Genomic DNA, 21485 nt, shown 5'->3' on the forward strand with positions numbered 1-21485 from the left:
ACAATTCAGAAGTTCTGCTTATGCGGCCCCAAGTATTGAACCTGCGGTGTCTGGAGGCTGTCTTTGCAATGGTCGGTAAAGACGATCTGCGCGGATACAGTCCACTTATGACTTGCGACGGAATGATGACGGCCCGTCCCGGAGCCAGCGGAGGTTCAACCGGCAATATTGGAACCGTGAGGTTCAACCAGCGAGGTTCGGGGCGGGCCGTCCGTCGCCGTGGACGTCACACAGCTGACGAAACGACGTTATTCGTTCTGCGACGCATTCGCCAGAGGCTTCTCGTCGCAGATGTCTCTTTCCCGGGACGCCGGGTCGCCGGGAAAAGGCTCGGGGAAGGCCGTCAGAAAGCGTCGGTTGCCGAAAGGCGTCGGGCGGGCCATCGTCGCCTTTCAGGGGAGGGCGAAGGATGGACGGGAGCAGACGATCCTCGGTCAGGCCGGTGGAGACGGCGCGGCTGGACGCCTTCGTCGACGCCTCCTTCGCCTTTGCGGTGACTCTTCTGATCATCGCGGGCGCGGAGCCGCTCAACGACTTCGGCGACCTGATGCGGGCGCTGGGACGCATCCCGGCCTTTGCGGCGGGGTTCGGTCTGGTGGTCATGTTCTGGCTGGCGCACCGCAATTTCGGGCGGCTGGCCCCGATCCGCGACAGCTGGTCGGCGACGCTGAGCCTGGCCATCGTCTTCATGATCCTGATTTACGTCTTCCCCCTTCGGCTCCTGACCGAGGCGGGTGCGGCCTATTTCACCGGCGGCTTCCTGCCGGGGCGAGGTCTGATCCAGACCCTGGCCCAGCTGCGCGACGTCTACACCGTCTATGGGATCGGCTTCGCCCTTCTGTGCTGGCTCTACTTCCTGCTGTACGGCCACGCCCTGAAGCGGGGCGCGGTCGCCGGGCTGGAGGAAACCGACCGGGAGGAGGCGCGGGAATCGCGCGCCGTCTGGGGGCTGATCACCCTGGCCGGACTGTTCTCGGCCCTGCTGGCCTGGGTTCTGCCGCTTCGCATCACGCCCTGGGCGCCGGGTTTCGCCTACTGGCTGATCCCGCTGGGCCTGTTCTTCATGAACCTGTTCCAACGCCGCCACAGCGGGCACGGCCTGTTCGGCAAGCGCAAACAGGCCGGTCCTGACGCGCTGGAGTAGGCGGTCCGTCAGAGACCCAGGGCGGTGCGGATGTCGCGCCAGTCGATGTATTTGAAGTTCTGGGTGCCGCCTTCGTTGACGTCGTCCTGAACCACGACGACGCCTTCGGGGAAGCGGTCGCCGACCCGGCCTCCGAGGGCCGCGACCCCGTCGGTGCCGGTGACGCCGTCAACCACCCCGTCACGCACCACGATACGGCCGACATAGGCCGGCGCCGCGCCGTCGATGCGCCAGACGGGGAAGGTCGAATCGCCCTGGCTGGAGGCGATCAGATAGCGCTTGTCGCCATCGGCCAGGGTCGTCAGGCCTTCGGCGTCGGCGACCAGCACGCCGGGTGCTGTCGGCTGGATCAGGGTGCGGACCGCGCCCGAGGCGGGGTTCAGGCCATAGCGCCACAGGCCGACATTCTCCTCGTTCAGATAAAGGGCGTCGGTCTGCGGATCGGCCGCGCAGCCTTCCGAGATGGAGCCGATCTCGAACCGCCGAAGCTCCCGGGCGACCGGCTGGCCGTCGGCGGAGGCGGTCAGGGCATATTGTCGCATCTCGCCCTCGTGGCCCACCAGAATGGCGTCAATCGCTTCGCCGCGTTTGGCGAAGCAGAAGCCGTAGGGCTCGACCACGTCGGTCGGAATCCGGCCCCACAGGCGCACGGCATTGGCGCCCGTCCCGGCCGGGTCGAACAGATACAGGGTCACCCCGACCTTGCCCGGCGTCCGGTCGCTGGCTCCCAGAACGATCTGGCGTCGGCCGTCGACGACCAGGCCGTCGATCAGGTCGACGTTGTTGAGCAGGCCCTCGGGCAGGAACTGCAGGATCTCACCTTCGAGGCCGTAGATGTAGAGGCCCGACTTCTTGTCCGTGCCCGCCACAAACCCTTGAACGGAATGGCCTTCCACCACGATGGGCGTGACGGAGGCAAAGACGGCGGGATCGTCCGCCGCATCCTGTCCGGGGGCGCCGACCGAGGGGGTTTCGAGTACGGCGTGGACCGTCGTCCCCTCGCCGATGAACCCTGCGCCCTCGCCCTGGAAGTCGACCTCATGGGTAGCGCAGGCGGCCAGGGCCCCCATCGAAGCGGCGGTCAAAAGGGTGGTCAGGGTGCGGCGCATGGGTCGTCTCCGGTCCCGGGAAAGTGAAATTCAGGGGGGCGGCAAGACCACGGGCGCCGCCGTTCGGTCAACGGTGTCGATGTGACGCATCGAACGGAGGTCGGCGATAATCCGTCTGTATCCTGAACAACCGTCACTTAATCGAGTAAATTTGCGAAGATTCCCGTCATCTGGCCGTCACCGACGCGTCAACGCCCGCCGTTATCCGGCCCCAATCCGGCCAGAGGCGCAACGCCCGGCCCGTTGGGGATGACATCATGAGACTGACTCTTCTGCTCGGCGCCGCCATCGCGCCGCTGGCCTTCGCAGGCGCCGTTCAGGCCGCCGACGCCGCCATCGCTCCCGTCACCGCCGAAGCGCCCGCGGGCGAAGTCCTGTACGGCCACGTCGCCGGCGCCAACGGCTCGAACCTGCCGGGCGCCGAGGTCGTGGTGCGCGAGACCGGCCGCCGCGCCGTCACCGACACCCAGGGCAACTTCAGCCTTGCCGGCCTTGAGCCGGGCGCCGTGACCCTGGAAATCCGCTACCTCGGCCTGCCCGACGCCAGCCAGTCCGTCACCATCCTGGCCGGCGCCCCGACCAGCGTCGACATCGTCCTGGCCGCCTCGCCCGACGCCTCGGCCACCTCGGTCGAGGACGTCGTCGTCACCGGCGTGATCACCGACGGCATCGCCCGCTCGCTGAACCAGCAGCGCAACGCCGACGGCACCGTCAACGTCCTGTCCTCGGACGCCATCGGCCGCTACCCCGACCCCAATGTCGCTGAATCGCTGCAACGCGTTCAGGGCATCGCCATCCAGCGCGACCAGGGCGAAGGCCGCTACATCAACGTCCGCGGCGCTCCGTCGGCCTTCACCGCCGTTTCGGTCGACGGCGTGGCCATTCCGGCCGTGTCGCCGACGACCCGCGCGGTCGATCTGGACACCCTGCCGTCGGACATCGTCTCGACCGTCGAGGTCTCCAAGACCCTGTCGCCGAGCCAGGACGCCGACTCGATCGCCGGTGCGGTCAACATCAAGACCCGCTCGCCGTTCGACAAACGCCGTCTGTCGTTCAGCGGTTATGGCGGCGGCAGCTACAACGACTACGGCGGTTCCGACACCCGCGCTGGCGCGACGATCTCGAACGTCTTCGGTCCCAACCAGACCTTCGGCGCCCTGCTGTCGCTCAGCTTCTCCGAGACCAATCGCCGTCCCGACAACGTCGAGAACGCCTGGAACTACAACGCCACGACGAACCGCTATACGATCGACGAAACCCTCTTCAAGGACTACGAGACCAAGCGCACCCGTCAGGCGCTGACCGGCGCGCTGGAATGGCGTCCGACCGAAGAAACCCGCGCCTGGCTGCGCGGATCGTATGCCGAGTTCGAAGACGACGAGTATAGAGACAGCCTGCGCTTCACCTACTCCGACGGCACGCTTCAGGCCGGCTCGACCGACCATTCGGCGACCTTCACGGGCGCCCGTATCTACAAGGCGCTGCGCCACCGCACCCAGAACAACCAGATCACCACCCTGAACCTGGGCGGCGAACATGATTTCAGCAACGGCGCGGTCTGGGATGCGACCCTGGCCTGGGCCAGGAGCGAGCAGAGCTATCCGCACCGCGACGAGCTGGTCTATCGCTCGGGCTCGCAGACGCTGAGCTACGACACCACCGACCACTATGCACCGACCTATTCGCCGTTCGCCTCGACCTACTATCTGACGCCGACGAACTACACCTTCCGCGAAAACACCTACCGGACGAACACGACCGAGCAGGAAGACGTCTCGTTCAAGACCAACGTCGAACTGCCGACCATCATCGGCGGCCATGAGGTGACGCTCAAGTTCGGCGCCAAATACTCGACCCGCGACGTCTATGCGGACGAAGAGCGTTATCGCGACCGCACCACCACCGCGCCGGTCAATCCGGGCGCTCTTGCGACCCTGCTCAGCGACCGGGTGTCGCAGAACTACGACTACAACCTCGGGGTCAAGTTCGACCACGATCTGGTCGCCGCCTACCTCGACGGAATCCGGGCCACCTCGACCAACGCCGCTGCTCGTCGTCTGCCGCAGTCGATCAGCGCCGACTACACCGCCAATGAGGACATCATCGCCGGCTACGGCCAGGCCCGGTTCGACCTCGGCGCCACCAACGTCCTGATCGGCCTGCGTGTCGAACAGACCAACTTCGACGGCTCCGCCATCGTGGTGCCCCGCAACGCCACGACCGGGACCCTGACGTCGGTCAGCAACGACCGGACGGACTTCTTCCCCAACCTGACCCTGCGTCACAGCTTCAGCGAAAGCCTGATCGGCCGCTTCGCCCTGACGCGCGCCATCTCGCGTCCGGAATATTCAGAGATCGTTCCCCGCGTCGTCGAGACCAGCGAGGGCAGCACGGTCACCTTCGCCCGCGGCAATCCGAACCTCGAATCCGCCCTGTCGAACAACATCGACGCGGGTCTGGAATACTATCTGCGTCCGCTGGGCGTGATCTCGGTCAACGCCTTTTACAAGGACCTGTCCGACTACCGGTTCACGCTGAACACCCAGACGCCGTTCGCCGACCCGACCACTCCGGCCATCACGACCGCGATCTACACCGAGGCCGTCAACGCCCCGGACGGTCACCTGGCCGGCGTCGAGTTCAACTGGCAGCAGACCTTCGACTTCCTGCCGGGCTGGGCTTCGGGCTTCGGCGTCTTCGCCAACTACACGGTGACGGACGCCGAGATCAAAACCGCCGCCAGCTACGCCGGGCGCAACACCTTCGTCCTGCCGGGGCAGTCGGACACGGTCTACAACGCCGCCCTGTTCTACGAGAAGTACGGCTTCAGCGCCCGCATTTCGTACACCCACCGCAGCGACTTCCTCGAAGCCATCGACGCGACCCGTCCGGGCATGGACCTCTATGTCGAGGGCCGTGGCCAGCTGGACTTCACCACCAGCTACGACTTCGGCAACGGCGTCGAGGTGTTCGGCGAGGCCAAGAACCTGACCGACTCGGCGGGCGTCCGCTACTACGGCTCGCGCGAGCGGACCTATGAGTACGAGAAGTTCGGCTACAACGTCTTCGGCGGCGTGCGGGTGAAGTTCTGACCCCCAGGGGCGCTATGCTCGGGTCGCGGACCCTCGCGACTTGAGCGCAGGCGCTTCGCGCTCAAGCAGCGAGCCACCGCGTGGCGAGCGCTAGCGCCAATCAGGTGCGCTCAAGCCGCTCGCGACCGCGTCGCGAGCGGCGGTGCAAAAGGAATGGGGGCCGGGCGGCGACGTCCGGCCCCTTTTTCACGCCCGGTTCACATGAGGATGGTTAATGCTCAACGCTTCGCTTGACGCCGTCCCGTGCGACGGGAAGGAAAGCGGCTCCCGGATCGCGCGGTCGGGGAAAGTGGTGCGGTCCTTGCGCGGCGTAATGGCCTTGCGCGTGCAGGGCGCCAGATTGGGACGTTTGAGTTCATGCTGCTTGAGGGCGAGGTCAATTGGACGGTGGTCTTCGCCGTGCTCGCCGTCGCCGGGCATGTCGTCGCCCTGATCGCCATCTGGTTCGCCGTGCGCAATCGCGGCCGCCACGAAAGCGCCTCGGGCGAGCTGAACCAGGTTCAGAAGGTCGCCGCCGAGACCGACAAACGGCTGTTCGAGACCCTGAACGCCATCCCGGTCGCCCTGGTCCAGACCGACACGCAAGGAAAGTTCGTCTTCGCCAACAAGGCCGCGCACCAGCTGATGGGCCGCCGCGACGCCGAGCTGCTGGGCCTGCGCTTCCACTCGGCGACCTGGGGCATCACCTTCCCGGACGGCCGTCCGATCCCGCCCGACATGCTGCCCAGCGCCCGCGCGCTCAGGGGCCAGACCGTTCGCGGCTTCCAGCACATTCTCGCCAATCCGTCGTCGCGGCGGAAGATGCTGGTCTCGGTCACGGCCATGCCGATCGAGAACGAATACGGCCAGATCATCGGCTCGACCGCCGCCGTGGTGGAGAGCGAAGGCCTGGTCACGCCCGAAGCGCCGCCCGCGCCCGAGCCCGCCTTTGTCCACCCCGACGCCGATCTGACCCGCCGGGTGTTCGACAGCGCCACCAGCGGTCTGGTCGTGGTCTCGACCCACGGCGTGGTGCGTGAGGCCAATCCCGTCGCTCTGGATCGTCTGGGCCGCCGCGAGGGCGTCATCGGCGCCGACTTCGCCGAAACCTTCCTGGCCGACGGCGAACGGGTCGAAGCGCGCCAGACCCTGCGCGCGGCGGTTCAGGCCCCGGCCGGCGCCGCCGACATCATCTTCGCAACCCAGGCCGACGGCACGACCATCGCCTGGCGCATCCTGCCCCTGACCTCCTCCGAGGGTGTGGTCGACACCCTGCTGCTGGCCGGTGACGAGCACTTCCCCGAGCCCGAGTTCGCGCCCGATCCTGAGGCTGAACCGGAGGTCGAGGTTGAGCCCGAGGTCGAAGCCCCCGCTTTCGACGTCCATCCGGACTTCGCCGCCCCCGAGGTCGCCGAAGGCGCCTCCGTCGAGGCCGAAGCCCCCTTCGGTGGTGTGGTTCCGGGACCGGACGCGATCGAGGAGGATCAACCGGTCCCCGTCCCGGTCATCGATCCCGCCGAGCTGGACGCCCTGCGGGTGGAACGCGACGCCGCCCTGCGTCAGGCCGAGGCCGCCCGGGCCGAGGCCGAGACGGCCATGGCCGAGGCCGACCGTATCGAAGCCCGCGCCCGCGCCGAGGAAGACAATATCCGCCGTCTGGAAGGCATCGGCCGCATCACCGGCGGCGTGGCCCAGGACTTCAACGCCCTGCTGGGCGTCATGACCAGCGCGCTCGACATGATGCTGAAGCAGGCCGAGGACCCCGCCCGGGTTCGCCGTCTGGGTCAGGCCGCACTGGCCGCCGGCCAGCGCGGCGAGTCGATGACGCGTCGTCTGTCGGCCCTGTCGGTCGATGAGGCCATCTCGCCGAAGACCCTGGACGCCGGCGTCCTGCTGCGCGCCATGGAAAGCCGTCTGCGCGCCCTGGCCGGTCCCGGCGTCGACCTGATGATCGAGGGGCCCTCCGGCCCCGCCGTCGTCCGCATGGATCCCGTGGCCTTCGAGGGCGCCGTGCGGGCGCTGGTGGCCAATGCCGTCGAGGCCGTGAACGGATCGGGTTCGGTCGCCGTGCGGCTGGAGACGACCGAGGGCGGCGCCCGCCTGTCGGTGCGTGACACCGGCCCGGGCATGGACCGCGACGTCATCGCCCGCGCCAGCGAGCCCTTCTTCACCACCAAGGCCGGCGCCGCCGGTCTGGGCCTGGCCCAGGCCCGCGCCTTCGCCCGCCAGTCGGGCGGGACCCTGACCATCGACAGCGCCCCCGGCGAAGGCGCCGAGGTCGCGGTGACCCTGCCGGCCGAGGCGGCCTAGACCCAAGGCTGATCGACGGTCGCGGACCTTCCGGTATTGGAAGCGTAACCGAACGACACCATATCTGACGCAGAAACGGCGGTTCGGCGGTTGACCCGGCGGAACCGGGCGTTAGGTACGGCGGGCGCGCTCCCACGCCCGACATAGACCCCGAGGATCCCATGGCCGAAGCCACCGCCCAATACGACGTCGTCATCATCGGCGGCGGTCCCGGCGGCTATAACGCCGCGATCCGCGCCGGTCAGCTGGGCCTGAGCGTCGCCTGCGTCGAAAAGGGCGAGACCCTGGGCGGCACGTGCCTGAACGTCGGCTGCATGCCGTCGAAGGCCCTGTTGCACGCTTCGGAGCTGTTCGAGGCCGCCAACAAGGAGTTCCCGACGCTCGGCATCGACGTCGGGACTCCCAAGGTCAATCTGCCGCAGATGATGAAGCAGAAGGCCGACAGCGTGACGGCCCTGACCAAGGGCATCGAATTCCTGTTCAAGAAGAACAAGGCCGTCTGGATCAAGGGCAAGGGCAAGATCGCCGGGCCTGGCAAGGTGGAAGTCACCGCCACCGACGGTTCCGTCACCACCCTGACGGCCAAGGACATCGTCATCGCCACGGGCTCGGAGCCCACCCCCCTGCCGGGCGTGGACTTCGTCGAGGGCAAGGTCATCGATTCCACCGGCGCCCTGTCGCTGCCGGCCATTCCCAAGAAGCTGATCGTCATCGGCGCGGGCGTCATTGGCCTTGAGCTCGGCTCGGTCTGGCGCCGTCTGGGCGCCGAGGTCACCGTGGTCGAGTTCCTCGACAAGGTCGGCGCCGGCATGGACGCCGAGGTCGCCACCGCCTTCCAGCGCGGCCTGACCAAGCAGGGCATGACCTTCAAGATGGGCACCAAGGTCACCTCGGCCAAGGTCGCCAAGGACGGCGTCGTCCTGACCCTGGAGCCCGCCGCCGGCGGCGAGGTCGAGACCCTGACCGGCGACGTGGTGCTGGTCGCCATCGGCCGCCGCCCCTATACGGCCGGCCTCGGCCTTGAGACCGTCGGCATCGAGACCGACAAGCGCGGCTTCCTCAACAACGACCACCTGAAGACCGGCGCGGCCGGCGTTTGGGTCATCGGCGACGTGACCCACGGCCCGATGCTGGCGCACAAGGCGGAAGAAGAAGCCGTCGCCGTGATCGAATATATCGCGGGCAAGGCGGGCCACGTCGACTACGACCTGGTCCCCAGCGTCATCTACACCGGCCCGGAAGTGGCCTGGGTCGGCAAGACCGAGGAACAGCTCAAGGCCGCGGGCGTCGAGTTCAAGAAGGGCAAATTCCCCTTCACCGCCAACTCGCGCGCCAAGATCAACCATGAGACCGAGGGCTTCGTGAAGGTCCTGGCCGATGCGACCACGGACAAGGTTCTGGGCGTCCATATCTACGGTCCCTCGGCCGGCGAGATGATCGCGGAAGCCTGCATCACCATGGCCTTCGGCGGCGCCTCGGAAGACATCGCCCGCACCTGCCACGCCCACCCGACCCGCTCCGAAGCCGTCAAACAGGCGGCCATGGGCGTCGAGGGCTGGATCATGCAGGCGTAAGACCGATGGACCTGAAGATCGCCGGCAAGCGCGCCCTGGTCTGCGGCGGGTCCAGTGGTCTCGGGCTGGCGGTGGCGACGGCGCTGGTGAAGGAGGGCGCCCATGTCGCCCTGCTGTCGCGGGATGCTGTGAAGCTTCAGGCGGCCGCCGATGACCTGAACGCCATGGGGCCGGGCAGGGCGGTGATCGCTCCCGCCGATCTGGCCGACCATTCCGCCCTGCTGGCCGCCGTCGATGTCGCCGAGGCCGCGCTGGGCGGGCCGATCGAGATCCTGCTCAACAACACCGGCGGGCCGCCGCCCTCGGGCGTGGTCGGTCTCGATCCCGAGCTGTGGCGGGCCCAGTTCGAGATGATGGTGCTGTCGGTCTTCCGCCTGACCGACCGGGTCCTGCCGGCCATGCGGGCCGCGGGCTGGGGCCGGATCCTGAACGTCGCCTCGGTCTCCCTGATCGAGCCGATCGGGACGCTGGGCGTCTCCAATACGCTGCGCGCCTCCATCGCCGCCTGGGCCAAGACCCTGTCGAACGAGGTCGCCGTCGACGGGATCACCGTCAACACCCTGCTGCCCGGCCGTATCGACACCCCGCGCATCGAACGCCTCGACAAGGCGCGGGCCGAACAGACGGGTCAGACGCCCGAACAGGCGCGCGCGGCGTCCGTGACCTCCATCCCGGTGGGCCGCATCGGCACGACGGAGGAGTTCGGCGCCGTCGCCGCCTTCCTCGCCAGTCCGCTCGCCGCCTATGTCACCGGCTCTCTGGTGCGGCTGGACGGCGGTTCGGTGCGGGCGATCTGAAAGACAGAATAAGGAATTTATTCCTGCAACGCCCTTGTGGCGAACCCTCGTCCTCGCCATGTCGCGCTGACGGTCTTTGACATCGCGGACAGGGCAGCCGGCTTCCATGTCCGAAAATCCCGCAATTTCGCATAATCTGGCAGGCGGACTCAGCCGGATTCAGATAACGTACTGAATCAACTCGGATTCCATTGGCAGGTTTGGCACGGTTTGGCACGGTTTGGCGCCCCGTTTTCAGGGCGCCATGCCAAAGGCGATGCGACCCTAGCTTCGGGTCCGCGTCTCGATCGTGCGCCGCAACGGTCCGAACTCCATGCGCGACCGGCCGAAATCCAGCGACACCCGCTGGAAGCGCTGAAGCACGTCGGCGCCGAGCAAAAGGGCGGGGCGATCGATCAGGCCCAGGACATCGAAGGCGTGGAGGTCCGCGAACAGCAGGGAGGTCGGCCCCAGACGCCGGCTGCCGATGATCAACTGGGCGACGTTTTCATGTTCGGCGAGGATCGTCTGGCCCGTGACCCCATAGACGGGGATCAGCGGGCGCTGGGTGGCGCGGACGACGCCGGGGCCCAGCGCCTGGAACAGGGCGAGGTTGCCGATCGAATACTGGGCGCCGCTGTCGACGAAACAGTCGACCTGAATCCCGTCGACCCGGGCGTTGAGCAGGATCAGCTGGCCGAAACGCCCGGTCCGGATGCGCCCGCAGTCGTTGCGAGGCAGGCGGGTGGGGGTATGGAAGGCGGTTCCGATTTCGAGACGGTCAGGCCCCGACGGCGTCAGGCTCATCGAGCGTCTGACCAGGTCGAAGGTCAGTTCGAACCGCGACAGCACGTCCAGCCCCATCAGGCCGTCGGCGGCCAGAAGCTCGCGCGGATAGACCCCCGCGTAGACGTCGTTGAAGCGCCGTCCGTTGAAGGCCAGCCGGGCAAGCTTCACCGTCGGAGTCAGCTCGGCGGAGGTCAGGCCGTGGACCAGGATCGGCGGCCCCGGCGGCAGGCCGAGCCGCTCCGCCACGTCGCGGGCGATGGCCGTCCGGCCGGCTCCGGTGTCCATGACGAAGGCGAAGCCGGGGCGGCCGTTGATCTCGGTCTTCACCGCCATCCGGGTGAAGAGGTTCGACAAAAGCCGGGCCTCGTCCTCGCTCGGCGGCGCGTCGGGAGAGGGGATCTGTTCCGGGACGCTCTGGCCCAGGGCGGGACCGGCCAGCGATCCCAGGGCGACAGTCAACAGCCCGCCCACGGCCCCCCTTCGCGACGGGATGGGCGACGTCAGAGCTTTGAAGGCGTCGCCGTATTCGGCTGAGGACCCCATGACCGCCTCCCAGCGGTATTTCCAGCCAGTCTAGGCCTGAACCCGGGCTCTGCCTAGCTCCGGGTACGGAGGGTCATGGAACCTGTGTCAGGGAACGGGGGTGGGAGGTGGTGCGTCCGCCAGAACGGCCCGGAGGTTGGCGATCACCAGTTCGGCCATCGCCGCTCGCGCCTCCAGCGTCGCCGAGCCGATGTGGGGGGCGAGGACGCAGCGGTCGCTCTCCAGCAGGGCCTTGGGGACCAGCGGCTCATGGGCGAAGACGTCCAGGCCCGCCCCGCCCAGTCGGCTTTCGGCCAAGGCCGCGATCAGGGCCGCCTCGTCGACGACCTCGCCCCGTGCGATGTTGATCAGGAGGCCCTGGGACCCCAACGCCTCAAGCACCCGGGCGTCGACCAGCCCCTTCGTCGCCGGACCGCCCGGGACCGCCACGATCAGGACGTCGACCGAGGCGGCGAGGGCGACCGGATCGGGGGCGTGGCGCCAGACGACGCCTTCGACGGGCTTGCGGCTGTGATAGGCGATCTCTCCCGCGAAGGGTTCCAGCCGCCGGGCGATCTCGCGCCCGATCCGCCCGAGGCCGAGGATTCCGTAGCGCAGCCCTGTCGCGCTGCGGGTCAGAGGGAATTTGCCGCCCGCGGCCCAGTCACCCGTCCTCAGCCAGCGCTCGGCGGCGGGCAGACGGCGCAGGGTGGACAGGGTCAGGGCCACCGCCAGGTCGGCGACGTCGGCGCTGAGCACGTCGGGGGTGTTGGTGACCACCACCCCCTTCGTCCGCGCATGGGCGACATCGACCTTGTCATAGCCGACCCCGTGGACGGCGATGATCTTCAGATCGGGCAGGGCGTCGATCAGGTCGTTCGGAACCGCCGTCCCGCCCGAGGCGACGAGGCCGGTGATCGAAATGCCCGAGGGCGGCGACCCGTCGGCGTGCGGCGCGTGGAGCGTCCACGGGCCGGCTTCCAGCCGTTCAGCGGCGAGCTCGGGCAGGCCGGGTAGGACGAGAATGTCGGGGAGGGATGCGTCGGACATCCGCCCCTTCTAGGCCCGGGGGTGGGCCGCGGCATAGGCGCCGAGCAGGCGGGCGGCGTCGACGGCGGTGTATTTCTGGGTCGTCGACAGGCTGGCGTGGCCCAGCAGCTCCTGGATCGACCTGAGGTCGGCCCCCGCGCCCAGCAGATGGGTGGCGAAGGAGTGGCGCAGGGCGTGAGGCGTGGCGCTGGCGGGCAGGCCCAGTCGGCCCCGGAGCTTCTGCACGGTCGCCTGGACGTGACGGGGGCTCAGGGGGCCGCCCCGTTTCGCCCGGAACAGGGCGTCGCGCGGCTCCAGCGGGAAGGGCTGCAGGTCCAGATAGGCGTCCACGGCCTCGCGCACGGCGGGCAGAATGGGGACGATGCGGGTCTTGGAGCCCTTGCCGACGATGCGGATCGTCTCGGGGAGGGGCGCATCGGCCCGTATCAGGCTCAGGGCCTCGGAGATCCGCAGGCCGCAGCCGTAGAGCAGGGTCAGGACCGCCCGGTCGCGCGCGGCCTCCCACGGCTCGGCGTCGGGATCGGCCTCGGGCTCCTGCATCAGGCCCCGGGCCTGATCGGTGCTGACGGGGCGGGGCAGGGAGGGCTTGATCTTCGGCCCCCGGACGAGGGCCAGCTGGGGCGCGGGCGTGTCGCAGCGCCGGTCGAGGAAGTCGTGGAAACCCCGGATCGCCGCCAGGGTCTGGCCCAGCGACCTGGCGTTCAGAGGATGGTCGCCGCTGCGGCGCTCGGCCAGATGGGCGCGGACATCGGCGGCGGTGACGGTCCCGAGGTCGGCCAGCGACTGGGCTCCGCCGCGATGGCGTTCGAGGAAGCCGAGGTAGTGCCGCCCGATATGGCCATAGGCCTCCAGCGTGCGGGGCGAGAGCCGCCGCTCATGCGCCAGGTGCTCGAGCCAGGCGAGCAGGACCTCGCCGGACGGCTTCAATTGAGGATCGGCCAACGCTCGGCCGTGCGCTCGACGACCCGGGCGATGAAGGCGACCAGTTCGCAGCCCATCTGGGGCGTGAAGCCTTCCTCCTCGGGCGAGCCGAAGGCGCAGATGGCGTGGCGGGCGCCGCCGAGGTCGCCGGCCGGATCGCCGCCGAACACCGGGGCCATGCGGATCAGGGCGACGGACTTCACCTGCTCATCGGCCGCGCCGAACAGGTCCAGTCCTTCGAAGTTCGGACCCAGCCAGGTCAGGCCGTGCTCGCCGAGCAGGGAATCGACGCCCCCGATCTCCAGCGCGCGCCAGCCGAAGGGGACGCCGCCGGGCTTCTCAAGGGCGATCGCCGCCGCCGTCAGGCCGAACCGTCCTTGCGCGGCCGCATCGAGGCGGCGGGCCAGATCGGAATGGTTGCGGGCCTCCAGCAGGTCCAGGGCCGCGACATGGGTCTGGGTCTGGGCGGCGAAGTTGGCGCGAGCGACGGCCTCGATCTGTTTGCGGGCGTCCGATTCGCGGTTGGCCACGGCTTCCAGCCGGGTCAGGGCGGCGGCGCCGAACTCAACGACATTGCGGCCGTGCGGCTTCAGCCCGATCTCTTCCAAAAGGGAGCGGTCGTCCAGCAGGATCTGGGGATTGGCCTGCAACCAGACGCGCACCTCCGGCCAATGCGGCTCGGCTTGCGCTTCCAGCTCGGCGAAAAGGTCTCTGGTGCCGCTCAACGGTCGTCTCCTCCCGGAAACGCCGGGCCGGATGCTACAGGATGGACTGGCCGGTCTTGCCCCAGTCCGCGAGGAATTGATCAAGACCCTTGTCGGTTAAGGGGTGCTTGACGAGGGCCTTGAAAACGTCGGCCGGAAGGGTGGCTGCGTCCGATCCCGCCACAGCCGCGGCCGATACGTGACCCGGGTTGCGCAGGGACGCGGCCAGAATCTGGGTCTCGAAGCCATGCAGATCATAGAGGACGCGGATTTCCTCCAGCAGGCCGATGCCGTCGGCGCCGTGATCTTCCAGACGGCCGACGAAGGGCGAGATGAAGGTCGCGCCGGCCTTGGCGGCCAGCATGGCCTGGGCGGCGGAGAAGCACAGGGTGACGTTGGTCTTGATGCCCTTGTCCGAGAAGTTGCGCGCGGCGCGCAGCCCGTCCCAGGTCAGAGGCAGCTTGACCACGACGTTCGGGGCGATGGCGGCGAGCTTGTCGCCTTCCTTGACCATGGTCTCGAAATCGGTCGCCACGGCCTCGGCGGAGATCGGCCCCTCGACCAGGGCGCAGATTTCAGCGATGACCTCGGCGATGTTCCTCCCCGACTTGGCGATCAGCGTAGGATTGGTGGTCACGCCGTCCACCATCCCGGTGGGCAGCATGTCCTTGATGACGGCGACGTCGGCGGTGTCGAGGAAGAGTTTCATGGGCGGGGTTCTAGCCGAGGCGGGCCGGTCTTGAAAGTCGCATCCGTCCTCATTCCCCTGCCGGTGCCGGAAGCCTTCGACTATGAGGTCGCGGCCGAGATGGACGTGGTGCGCGGCGATCAGGTCGCCGTGCCGCTCGGCCCCCGACTGATGCGCGGCATCGTGTCCGAGGTGCGCGAGACCACGGGCTCGAACCGGCGCCTGAAGGCCGTGGAGATGGTGCTGGACGACCCGCCCCTGCCGCCCGGCACGGTGGACTTCGTCGAATGGGCCGCGCGCTGGACCCTGAGCGCGCCGGGGGAAATGGCCTCGACCGCTCTGAAGGGACTGCGCGCCCCCCGTCCGAAGCCCGAGCGCCGGGTGCGCCGGGTCGAGGGGCGGGAGCCGGGGCGGCCCACGGCCTCACGCACGGCGGTGCTGGAGGCGTTGGGGAGCCGGCCCCCCGAGACTGGAATGCCCGGCCCCGATCTGGCGCGGGCGGCCGGGGTGTCGTCGGGCGTGGTCAAGGGACTGGTCGACGAGGGGGTGCTGGAGGTCATCGAGATCGAGGCGGTCGCGGCCTTCGATTCGCCCGATCCCGACCACGCGCCCGCGACCCTGAACGGCGACCAGGCGGCCTCGGCGGCGGCCATCGCGGAGGCGACGACGGCCGGCGGCTTCGCCCCCTTCCTGCTGGACGGGGTCACGGGCTCGGGCAAGACCGAGGCCTATCTGGAGGCCGTGGCGCGGACGCTTCGCGCCGATCCGACGGCCCAGATCCTGATCCTTCTGCCCGAGATCGCCCTGACCCAGGCCCTGATCGCGCGTCTGGGCGATCGCTTCGGCGCCGACCCGGCCGAATGGCATTCCGGCATCGCCCCGCCGCGCCGGCGTCAGGTCTGGGAGGCGGTGGTCGCCGGCCGCTGCAATATCGTGGTCGGGGCCCGGTCGGCCCTGTTCCTGCCCTTCCCGAACCTGAAGCTGATCATCGTCGACGAGGAACACGACAGCTCGTTCAAACAGGAGGAGGGGCTCGTCTATCACGGCCGCGACCTGGCCGTGGCGCGGGCGCGGATCGAGGGGGCGGCGGTGGTGCTGGCCTCGGCGACGCCGTCGCTGGAGACCCTCTTCAACGCGCGGCAGGGCCGCTATCGCTGGCTCAGGCTCGGCGCGCGGCACGGGACGGCGGTCCTGCCCGACATCCGTCTGCTGGACCTGCGCGAAAGCCCGCCCGATCCGCAGACCTGGCTGTCCCAGCCCTTGCGGGAGGCGATCGGCGAGACCCTGCTGAAGGGGGAGCAGACCCTGCTGTTCCTCAACCGGCGCGGCTATGCCCCCGTGGTCCTGTGCCGCGCCTGCGGGCATCGGCTGACCGCGCCGGACACCGACAGCTGGCTGGTCGAGCATCGCTACACCGGCCGTCTGGTCTGCCATTTGACCGGTTTTTCCATGGCGAAGCCCAAGAATTGCCCGTCCTGCGGCGCGCCGGATTCCCTCGTGCCAGTCGGGCCGGGGGTCGAACGGGTCGAGGAGGAGGTGAAGTCGCTCTTCCCCGAGGCGCGGACGGCGGTGTTCAGCTCCGACACCGTGCCGGACGCGAAGGCGGCGCGGGCCCTGATCCAGTCGATGGTCGACGGGGAGATCGACATCCTCGTCGCCACCCAGGCGGCGGCCAAGGGGCACAACTTCCCGCGCCTGACGCTGGTCGGGGTGGTGGACGCCGACCTCGGCCTGAGGGGCGGCGACCTGCGCGCAGCCGAGCGGACCTTCCAGCTTTTGATCCAGGCGACGGGTCGGGCGGGGCGGGCCGAGATCCCGGGCCGGGCCCTGCTGCAGACCTGGACGCCCGAGCATCCGGTGCTTCAGGCGCTCGCCGCCGGCGACCGCGACGGCTTCGTTGAGGCCGAGATGGCCGAGCGGGAGATGGCCTCCCTGCCGCCATTTGGCCGACTGGCGGCCCTGATCCTGTCGGGGGAGAACGCCATGGCGGTGGAGAAGACGGCCGAGGCCCTGGCCCAGAACATTCCCAATGCCGAACGGCTGGAGGTCTACGGTCCCGCTGACGCGCCGCTGGCCCTGATCCGGGGGCGGCGGAGGAAACGGCTGCTGGTCCGGGCCGACCGCGACGTCGATCTGCAGGGCTTCCTGCGGGCCTGGTTGTCGCGCGTGAAGGTTCCGGCCTCGGTGCGGCTGACGGTCGACGTGGATCCGTACAGCTTCCTCTAGAGCGCCCTGAAGCCCCCTTGTCATTGAAACGACAGGGTGGGGTGTCTATCTGGACCCGCTTTCCGGCCTCCCCGCCGCCTTGTCCTCGCCTCTCAGGATTTCGTCGCCCATGTCCCAGGTCATCCCCGCCGAATGGGCCCCGCACCGGGCCATGTGGGTCGGCTGGCCGAGCCATCCCGAGCTGTGGGACGACCTCGAACAGGCGCGTGATGAGGTCGAGGGTCTGGTCCTGGCCCTCGCCGGCCCCGGCCGCGAGCAGGTCAAACTGATGATCGGGAGCGAGGAGGCGCTGGAGGGGGCGCAGACGCGCTTCGAAGGCGTCGAAGGCGTGACCGTAGTCCCGGCCCTGTTCGGCGACATCTGGCTGCGCGACACCGGCCCGATCTTCGGCCCCGGTTCGAAGACGGCCGCCGCCTTCGAATTCAACGGCTGGGGCGAGAAATACATCTATGAGCACGACACCGAGGTCGCCGCGCAGATCGGCGAGTACTCGGGCGTCCCGCTGATCCGTCACAGCGCCATTCTGGAGGGCGGATCTCTGGACCACGACGGTCTGGGCACCATCCTGACCACCCGCCAGTGCCTGCTGAACCCGAACCGGAACACCGGCTGGAACGAGAATGTCGCCGGCATCGCGCTGGAAGAGGCGCTGGGCGCGCGCAAGATCATCTGGCTGGGCGACGGGCTGCTGAACGACCACACCGACGGCCACGTCGACAACCTGGCCCGCTTTGTCGCGCCGGGCGTGGTCGCCTGTCCGATCGCCTTCGGCCTGAACGACCCGAACGCCGAGGCCTATGACGCCTGCGCCGCGACCCTGGCCGCCTCGACCGACGCCGAGGGCACGCCGCTGACGGTGCTGCGCATCCCCTCGCCGGGCATGGTCGTCGACGCCGACGAACGTCCGGTCCCGGCCAGCCACATGAATTTCCTCATCGCTAACGGAGCCGTGATCGTCCCGACCTACGGCAACGCCATGGCCGCGCGGTTCGCGTGCGAGGCTCTGGCGACGGTCTTCCCCGATCGCGAGATCATCCCCCTGCCGTCGAAGACCATCCTGACCGGCGGCGGATCCTTCCACTGCATCTCCCAGCAGGAGCCGGCGTGAGCGTCGTCACCCTGTTCCGGCCGACCGGCGACAATGAGCTGAAGCTCATCGCCGGTGCGAACTGGCGCGCCTTTCCGCCGCGCCTGCCGGAGCAGCCGATCTTCTATCCGGTGATGAATTTCGACTACGCCGAGCAGATCGCGCAGAACTGGAACTCCCAGCCGCGCTGGGGCGGCGTCGGCCATGTGCTGGCCTTCGACCTGCCGCAGGACGTCATCACCCGCTGGCCCGTTCAGGTCGCCGGCGGCCGTGCGCACGAAGAGCTCTGGGTTCCGGCCGAGGAGCTCGAGGATTTCAACGCCATGATCGTCGGACCCATCCGGCGCATCGCCACCTATCGCGACGGGGTTCGCGTGGAGGAGCTTTCATGACCCGCACCATCACCGTCGCCGGGCTACAGACGTCCTACGGCGAAGACACGGACGCGAACATCAAAAAGACCGTCGATCTGGTGAAGCAGGCGGCGGCCAGGGGCGCACAGGTCATTCTGCCGTCGGAACTGTTCCAGGGGCCGTATTTCTGCGTCTCGCAGGAGGAGCACTGGTTCGAGACGGCCCATCCCTGGCGCGAGCATCCGGCCGTGGTCGCGATGGCGGAGGTCGCGAAGGATCTGGGCGTCGCCATCCCCGTCTCGATCTTCGAGAAGGAGGGGCCGCACTACTACAACTCCATCGTCATGCTGGACGCCGACGGCGCGCCGCTGGGCGTCTATCGCAAGAGCCACATCCCCGACGGGCCCGGCTATCAGGAAAAATACTATTTCCGTCCGGGGGATACGGGCTTCAAGGTCTGGGACACCCGCTTCGGCAAGGTCGGGGTCGGCATCTGCTGGGACCAGTGGTTCCCTGAGGCCGCGCGGGCCATGGCCCTGATGGGCGCCGACGTCCTGATGTATCCGACCGCCATCGGCACCGAGCCGCAGGACGGCGATCTGCACACGGCCCAACCCTGGCGCCGGGCCATGCAGGGCCATGCGGTGTCGAATGCCATCCCCGTGGTCGGCGCCAACCGGATCGGCCATGAGACGGTGACGCCGGCAGGCCAGACCTTCTACGGCCATTCCTTCATCGCCGATCAGCAGGGCGAGCTGGTCGAGAGCTTCGGCGCCGAAGATGAGGGCGCTCTGGTCCATACCTTCGATCTGGCCGAGCTGGACCGCTATCGCGCGGCCTGGGGCTTCTTCCGCGACCGGCGGACGGACCTCTATGGATCGCTGACCTCGGCGCGGCCCACGAACTGAGGAAGGGAAGGGGCCCCTCTTCCCTTCGCGGGTCCGAACCGCCATCTAGCGGCGCATGACCTCGACCCTCGACGCCCCCGCTTCCGCCGCCACGAATGGCAAGATCCCCGTCACCGTCCTGACCGGCTATCTCGGGGCGGGCAAGACGACCCTGCTGAACCGGATCCTGACCGAGGACCACGGCAAGCGTTACGCCGTCATCGTCAATGAGTTCGGCGAGATCGGCATCGACAACGATCTGGTCGTCGGCGCCGACGAGGACGTGTTCGAGATGAACAACGGCTGCGTCTGCTGCACGGTGCGCGGCGACTTGATCCGCGTGGTCGCGGGCCTGATGAAGCGCCAACGTCCCGGCAAGTCGGCCTTCGACGCCATCATCGTGGAGACCACGGGCCTGGCCGATCCGGGGCCGGTGGCCCAGACCTTCTTCGTCGACGAGGACGTCAAGGCCAAGACCCAGCTGGACAGCGTCACCGCCCTGGTCGACGCCAAACACGTCATGGCCCGTCTGGACGACTCCAAGGAGGCGCGCGAGCAGGTGGCCTTCGCCGACCGCATCATCCTGAACAAGACCGATCTGGCCTCCGAGGCCGAGCTGACGGCGGTCGAGCAGCGCCTCAGGAAGCTCAACCCCCTGGCCCCCATCACCCGCGCCGAACGGGCCAATGTGCCGCTGGATCAGGTGCTGGGCCTGCACGGCTTCGATCTGGAGCGGATCCTCGACATCAACCCTGAGTTCGCCAACCCCGCCCACGGCGAGGCGGGCCATGTCCACGACGAACACTGCGGCCACGACCACCATCACCACGACCACGACGGTCATGACCACGACGGTCATGACCACGATCACCACGGGCATGACCACCATGACCATGGGCACGACCATTCGCATGGCGCGCGCGGTCACGCCCATGAGGACGACATCAAGGGCATCTCGGTCTCGGTCGACGGCCCGCTGAACGGTCAGAAGTTCACGGCCTGGCTGGACCGGCTGCTCGGCGAGCAGGGCCAGAACATCCTGCGGGCCAAGGGCATCATCAATGTCGAGGGCGAGGAGCGCCGTCTGGTCTTCCAGGCCGTGCACATGATCCTGGAAGGCGACCTCCAGCGCGAATGGGGCGCCAACGAGCGTCGCTGGTCTCGCGCCGTCTTCATCGGCCGCGACCTCGACGAGGCCGCGATCCGCGCCGGGTTCGAGAGTTGCGCCGCCTGACGCAAACGGACAAAAGCGGCCGATGACTCACTTCGCCTTCGACGCCCAGATCACCGCCGCCCTGTTCGACAAGGACGGCGCCGTTTTCGCCCTAGGCGACGGGTCGGTGCGGTTCGAGGATGGATCGTACAATGAGGTCCATGACGGGGCGGTCTTGTGCGCCGCCCTGCACCCCTCCGGCGAGGGCGTGGTCACCGGCGGCGACGACGGCCGGGTGATCTGGAGCCGCAAGGAGGAGGCCGGGGTCCTGGCCACTTCCGCGAAGAGCCAGTGGATCGACGCCATCGACGCCTCGGCGGAAACGAAGCTGATCGCCTTCTCCTCGGGCAAGACCCTGTCGGTGATCGACGCGACCGACATGGGCTTCCGTCGCGACTTCGAGCATGAGCGCACAGTCTCGGGCGTGGCCTTCGATCCCAAGGGCCGCCGCATCGCGACATCGACCTATGGCGGCGCGGCCCTGTGGTACGCCCGGATCGCCCAGCAGAAGCCGACCCTGTTGAAATGGGCCGGGTCGCACACTGGCATCGCCTTCTCGCCCGACGGAAACTTCCTCATCTCCACCATGCAGGACGCCCAGTTGCACGGCTGGCGGCTGAAGGATTCCAAGGACATGCGTATGGGCGGCTATCCGTCCAAGGTGCGCAGCGTCGCCTTCCTGTCGGACGGCCGGCTGATGGCCACCTCGGGCGCGCAAGGGGCGGTGCTCTGGCCCTTCGTCGGCGCCAATGGGCCGATGGGCAAGGAGGCGACCGAGATCGGCTATGACGAAGGCAGTCTGGTGACCCTGGTCGCGGGTCAGCCGAAGCTCGGCGTCATGGCCGCAGGGCTCAGCGACGGCCGCGTCTGGTGGGCCGATCCGGCCGGGCAGGGACTGCGGTTCCTCAAGGCCGAACGCGGCGCGGCCATCTGCGCCCTGGCCATGAGCCCGAACGGCCAGCGGGTCGCCTGGGCCGACGAGGACGGAAACGCCGGGGTCGCCGAGGCCTGAGAGTTCGATCTGGCGGCTCGACACCGAACGGGATTCGGCCGCATCGTCC

Annotated in this window: 17 protein-coding genes; 11 read left to right on the forward strand and 6 right to left on the reverse strand. The window is 68.5% G+C overall.

Annotated features, from left to right (window positions below; translation table 11 throughout):
• The first annotated feature begins 409 nt into the window (after positions 1-409).
• On the forward strand, positions 410-1144 hold the full coding sequence (locus ACW172_RS09310) for a TMEM175 family protein (RefSeq protein WP_492034766.1): 735 nt from the start codon (positions 410-412) through the stop codon (positions 1142-1144).
• A gap of 8 nt (positions 1145-1152) precedes the next feature.
• On the opposite strand, the gene ACW172_RS09315 is transcribed toward ACW172_RS09310, so the two are convergent.
• Positions 1153-2253, reverse strand: a complete 1101-nt coding sequence (locus ACW172_RS09315) for a phytase (RefSeq protein ID WP_492034767.1) — start codon at positions 2251-2253, stop codon at positions 1153-1155.
• 257 nt (positions 2254-2510) lie between these two features.
• Here ACW172_RS09315 and ACW172_RS09320 point away from each other — a divergent pair, with 257 nt between their 5' ends.
• From ACW172_RS09320 to ACW172_RS09335, 4 genes are all read left to right on the forward strand, one after another.
• A complete protein-coding gene (locus tag ACW172_RS09320) occupies positions 2511-5345 on the forward strand; it encodes a TonB-dependent receptor (protein ID WP_492034768.1) in 2835 nt (944 codons plus the stop codon).
• Between the two features lie 357 nt (positions 5346-5702).
• Complete coding sequence (locus tag ACW172_RS09325) at positions 5703-7634, forward strand: PAS domain-containing sensor histidine kinase (RefSeq protein ID WP_492034769.1); 1932 nt, start codon at positions 5703-5705, stop codon at positions 7632-7634.
• A 161-nt stretch (positions 7635-7795) separates the two neighbouring features.
• Entirely contained in the window at positions 7796-9208 is a 1413-nt protein-coding gene (gene lpdA, locus ACW172_RS09330; protein WP_492034770.1) for a dihydrolipoyl dehydrogenase, read from the forward strand.
• A gap of 5 nt (positions 9209-9213) precedes the next feature.
• Entirely contained in the window at positions 9214-10005 is a 792-nt protein-coding gene (locus ACW172_RS09335) for an SDR family oxidoreductase (RefSeq protein ID WP_492034771.1), read from the forward strand.
• A gap of 264 nt (positions 10006-10269) precedes the next feature.
• Here ACW172_RS09335 and ACW172_RS09340 read toward each other — a convergent pair whose 3' ends face one another.
• The 5 genes from ACW172_RS09340 to fsa form a co-directional block, all read right to left on the reverse strand.
• Positions 10270-11316 (reverse strand): aspartyl protease family protein, encoded by a 1047-nt coding sequence (locus ACW172_RS09340; RefSeq protein WP_492034772.1) that lies wholly within the window; start codon positions 11314-11316, stop codon positions 10270-10272.
• 87 nt (positions 11317-11403) lie between these two features.
• On the reverse strand, positions 11404-12345 hold the full coding sequence (locus ACW172_RS09345) for a 2-hydroxyacid dehydrogenase (protein WP_492034773.1): 942 nt from the start codon (positions 12343-12345) through the stop codon (positions 11404-11406).
• Positions 12346-12354: 9 nt separating this feature from the next.
• Positions 12355-13272 carry a tyrosine recombinase XerC gene (locus tag ACW172_RS09350; protein ID WP_492034774.1) on the reverse strand — a complete coding sequence of 306 codons (918 nt, stop codon included), beginning with the start codon at positions 13270-13272 and terminating at the stop codon, positions 12355-12357.
• On the reverse strand, positions 13269-13991 hold the full coding sequence (locus tag ACW172_RS09355) for a DUF484 family protein (RefSeq protein ID WP_492034775.1): 723 nt from the start codon (positions 13989-13991) through the stop codon (positions 13269-13271). Before ACW172_RS09355 ends, ACW172_RS09350 begins: the two co-directional genes overlap by 4 nt.
• Before the next feature lie 34 nt (positions 13992-14025).
• A complete protein-coding gene (gene fsa / locus ACW172_RS09360) occupies positions 14026-14679 on the reverse strand; it encodes a fructose-6-phosphate aldolase (RefSeq protein ID WP_492034776.1) in 654 nt (217 codons plus the stop codon).
• Between the two features lie 30 nt (positions 14680-14709).
• On the opposite strand from fsa, the gene ACW172_RS09365 reads away from it, so the two are divergent.
• From ACW172_RS09365 to ACW172_RS09390, 6 genes are all read left to right on the forward strand, one after another.
• Positions 14710-16884, forward strand: a complete 2175-nt coding sequence (locus ACW172_RS09365; protein ID WP_492034777.1) for a primosomal protein N' — start codon at positions 14710-14712, stop codon at positions 16882-16884.
• Between the two features lie 109 nt (positions 16885-16993).
• Positions 16994-17992 (forward strand): agmatine deiminase family protein, encoded by a 999-nt coding sequence (locus ACW172_RS09370; RefSeq protein WP_492034778.1) that lies wholly within the window; start codon positions 16994-16996, stop codon positions 17990-17992.
• On the forward strand, positions 17989-18363 hold the full coding sequence (locus ACW172_RS09375; protein WP_492034779.1) for a hypothetical protein: 375 nt from the start codon (positions 17989-17991) through the stop codon (positions 18361-18363). Before ACW172_RS09370 ends, ACW172_RS09375 begins: the two co-directional genes overlap by 4 nt.
• Complete coding sequence (gene aguB, locus ACW172_RS09380; protein ID WP_492034780.1) at positions 18360-19232, forward strand: N-carbamoylputrescine amidase; 873 nt, start codon at positions 18360-18362, stop codon at positions 19230-19232. Before ACW172_RS09375 ends, aguB begins: the two co-directional genes overlap by 4 nt.
• A 55-nt stretch (positions 19233-19287) precedes the next feature.
• Positions 19288-20445, forward strand: a complete 1158-nt coding sequence (locus tag ACW172_RS09385) for a CobW family GTP-binding protein (protein WP_492034781.1) — start codon at positions 19288-19290, stop codon at positions 20443-20445.
• 22 nt (positions 20446-20467) lie between these two features.
• A complete protein-coding gene (locus tag ACW172_RS09390) occupies positions 20468-21436 on the forward strand; it encodes a WD40 repeat domain-containing protein (RefSeq protein WP_492034782.1) in 969 nt (322 codons plus the stop codon).
• Positions 21437-21485: the final 49 nt, after the last annotated feature.

This window comes from Brevundimonas sp. ALps5 (assembly GCF_058681645.1).

Coding starts and splice junctions, on each gene's coding strand:
- ACW172_RS09310 (WP_492034766.1), top strand. CDS start 410: ATGGACGGGAGCAGACGATCCTCGGTCAGGCCGGTGGAGACGGCGCGG.
- ACW172_RS09370 (WP_492034778.1), top strand. CDS start 16,994: ATGTCCCAGGTCATCCCCGCCGAATGGGCCCCGCACCGGGCCATGTGG.
- ACW172_RS09335 (WP_492034771.1), top strand. CDS start 9,214: ATGGACCTGAAGATCGCCGGCAAGCGCGCCCTGGTCTGCGGCGGGTCC.
- ACW172_RS09315 (WP_492034767.1), bottom strand. CDS start 2,253: ATGCGCCGCACCCTGACCACCCTTTTGACCGCCGCTTCGATGGGGGCC.
- fsa (WP_492034776.1), bottom strand. CDS start 14,679: ATGAAACTCTTCCTCGACACCGCCGACGTCGCCGTCATCAAGGACATG.
- ACW172_RS09345 (WP_492034773.1), bottom strand. CDS start 12,345: ATGTCCGACGCATCCCTCCCCGACATTCTCGTCCTACCCGGCCTGCCC.
- ACW172_RS09320 (WP_492034768.1), top strand. CDS start 2,511: ATGAGACTGACTCTTCTGCTCGGCGCCGCCATCGCGCCGCTGGCCTTC.
- lpdA (WP_492034770.1), top strand. CDS start 7,796: ATGGCCGAAGCCACCGCCCAATACGACGTCGTCATCATCGGCGGCGGT.
- ACW172_RS09340 (WP_492034772.1), bottom strand. CDS start 11,316: ATGGGGTCCTCAGCCGAATACGGCGACGCCTTCAAAGCTCTGACGTCG.
- ACW172_RS09385 (WP_492034781.1), top strand. CDS start 19,288: ATGACCTCGACCCTCGACGCCCCCGCTTCCGCCGCCACGAATGGCAAG.
- aguB (WP_492034780.1), top strand. CDS start 18,360: ATGACCCGCACCATCACCGTCGCCGGGCTACAGACGTCCTACGGCGAA.
- ACW172_RS09390 (WP_492034782.1), top strand. CDS start 20,468: ATGACTCACTTCGCCTTCGACGCCCAGATCACCGCCGCCCTGTTCGAC.
- ACW172_RS09325 (WP_492034769.1), top strand. CDS start 5,703: ATGCTGCTTGAGGGCGAGGTCAATTGGACGGTGGTCTTCGCCGTGCTC.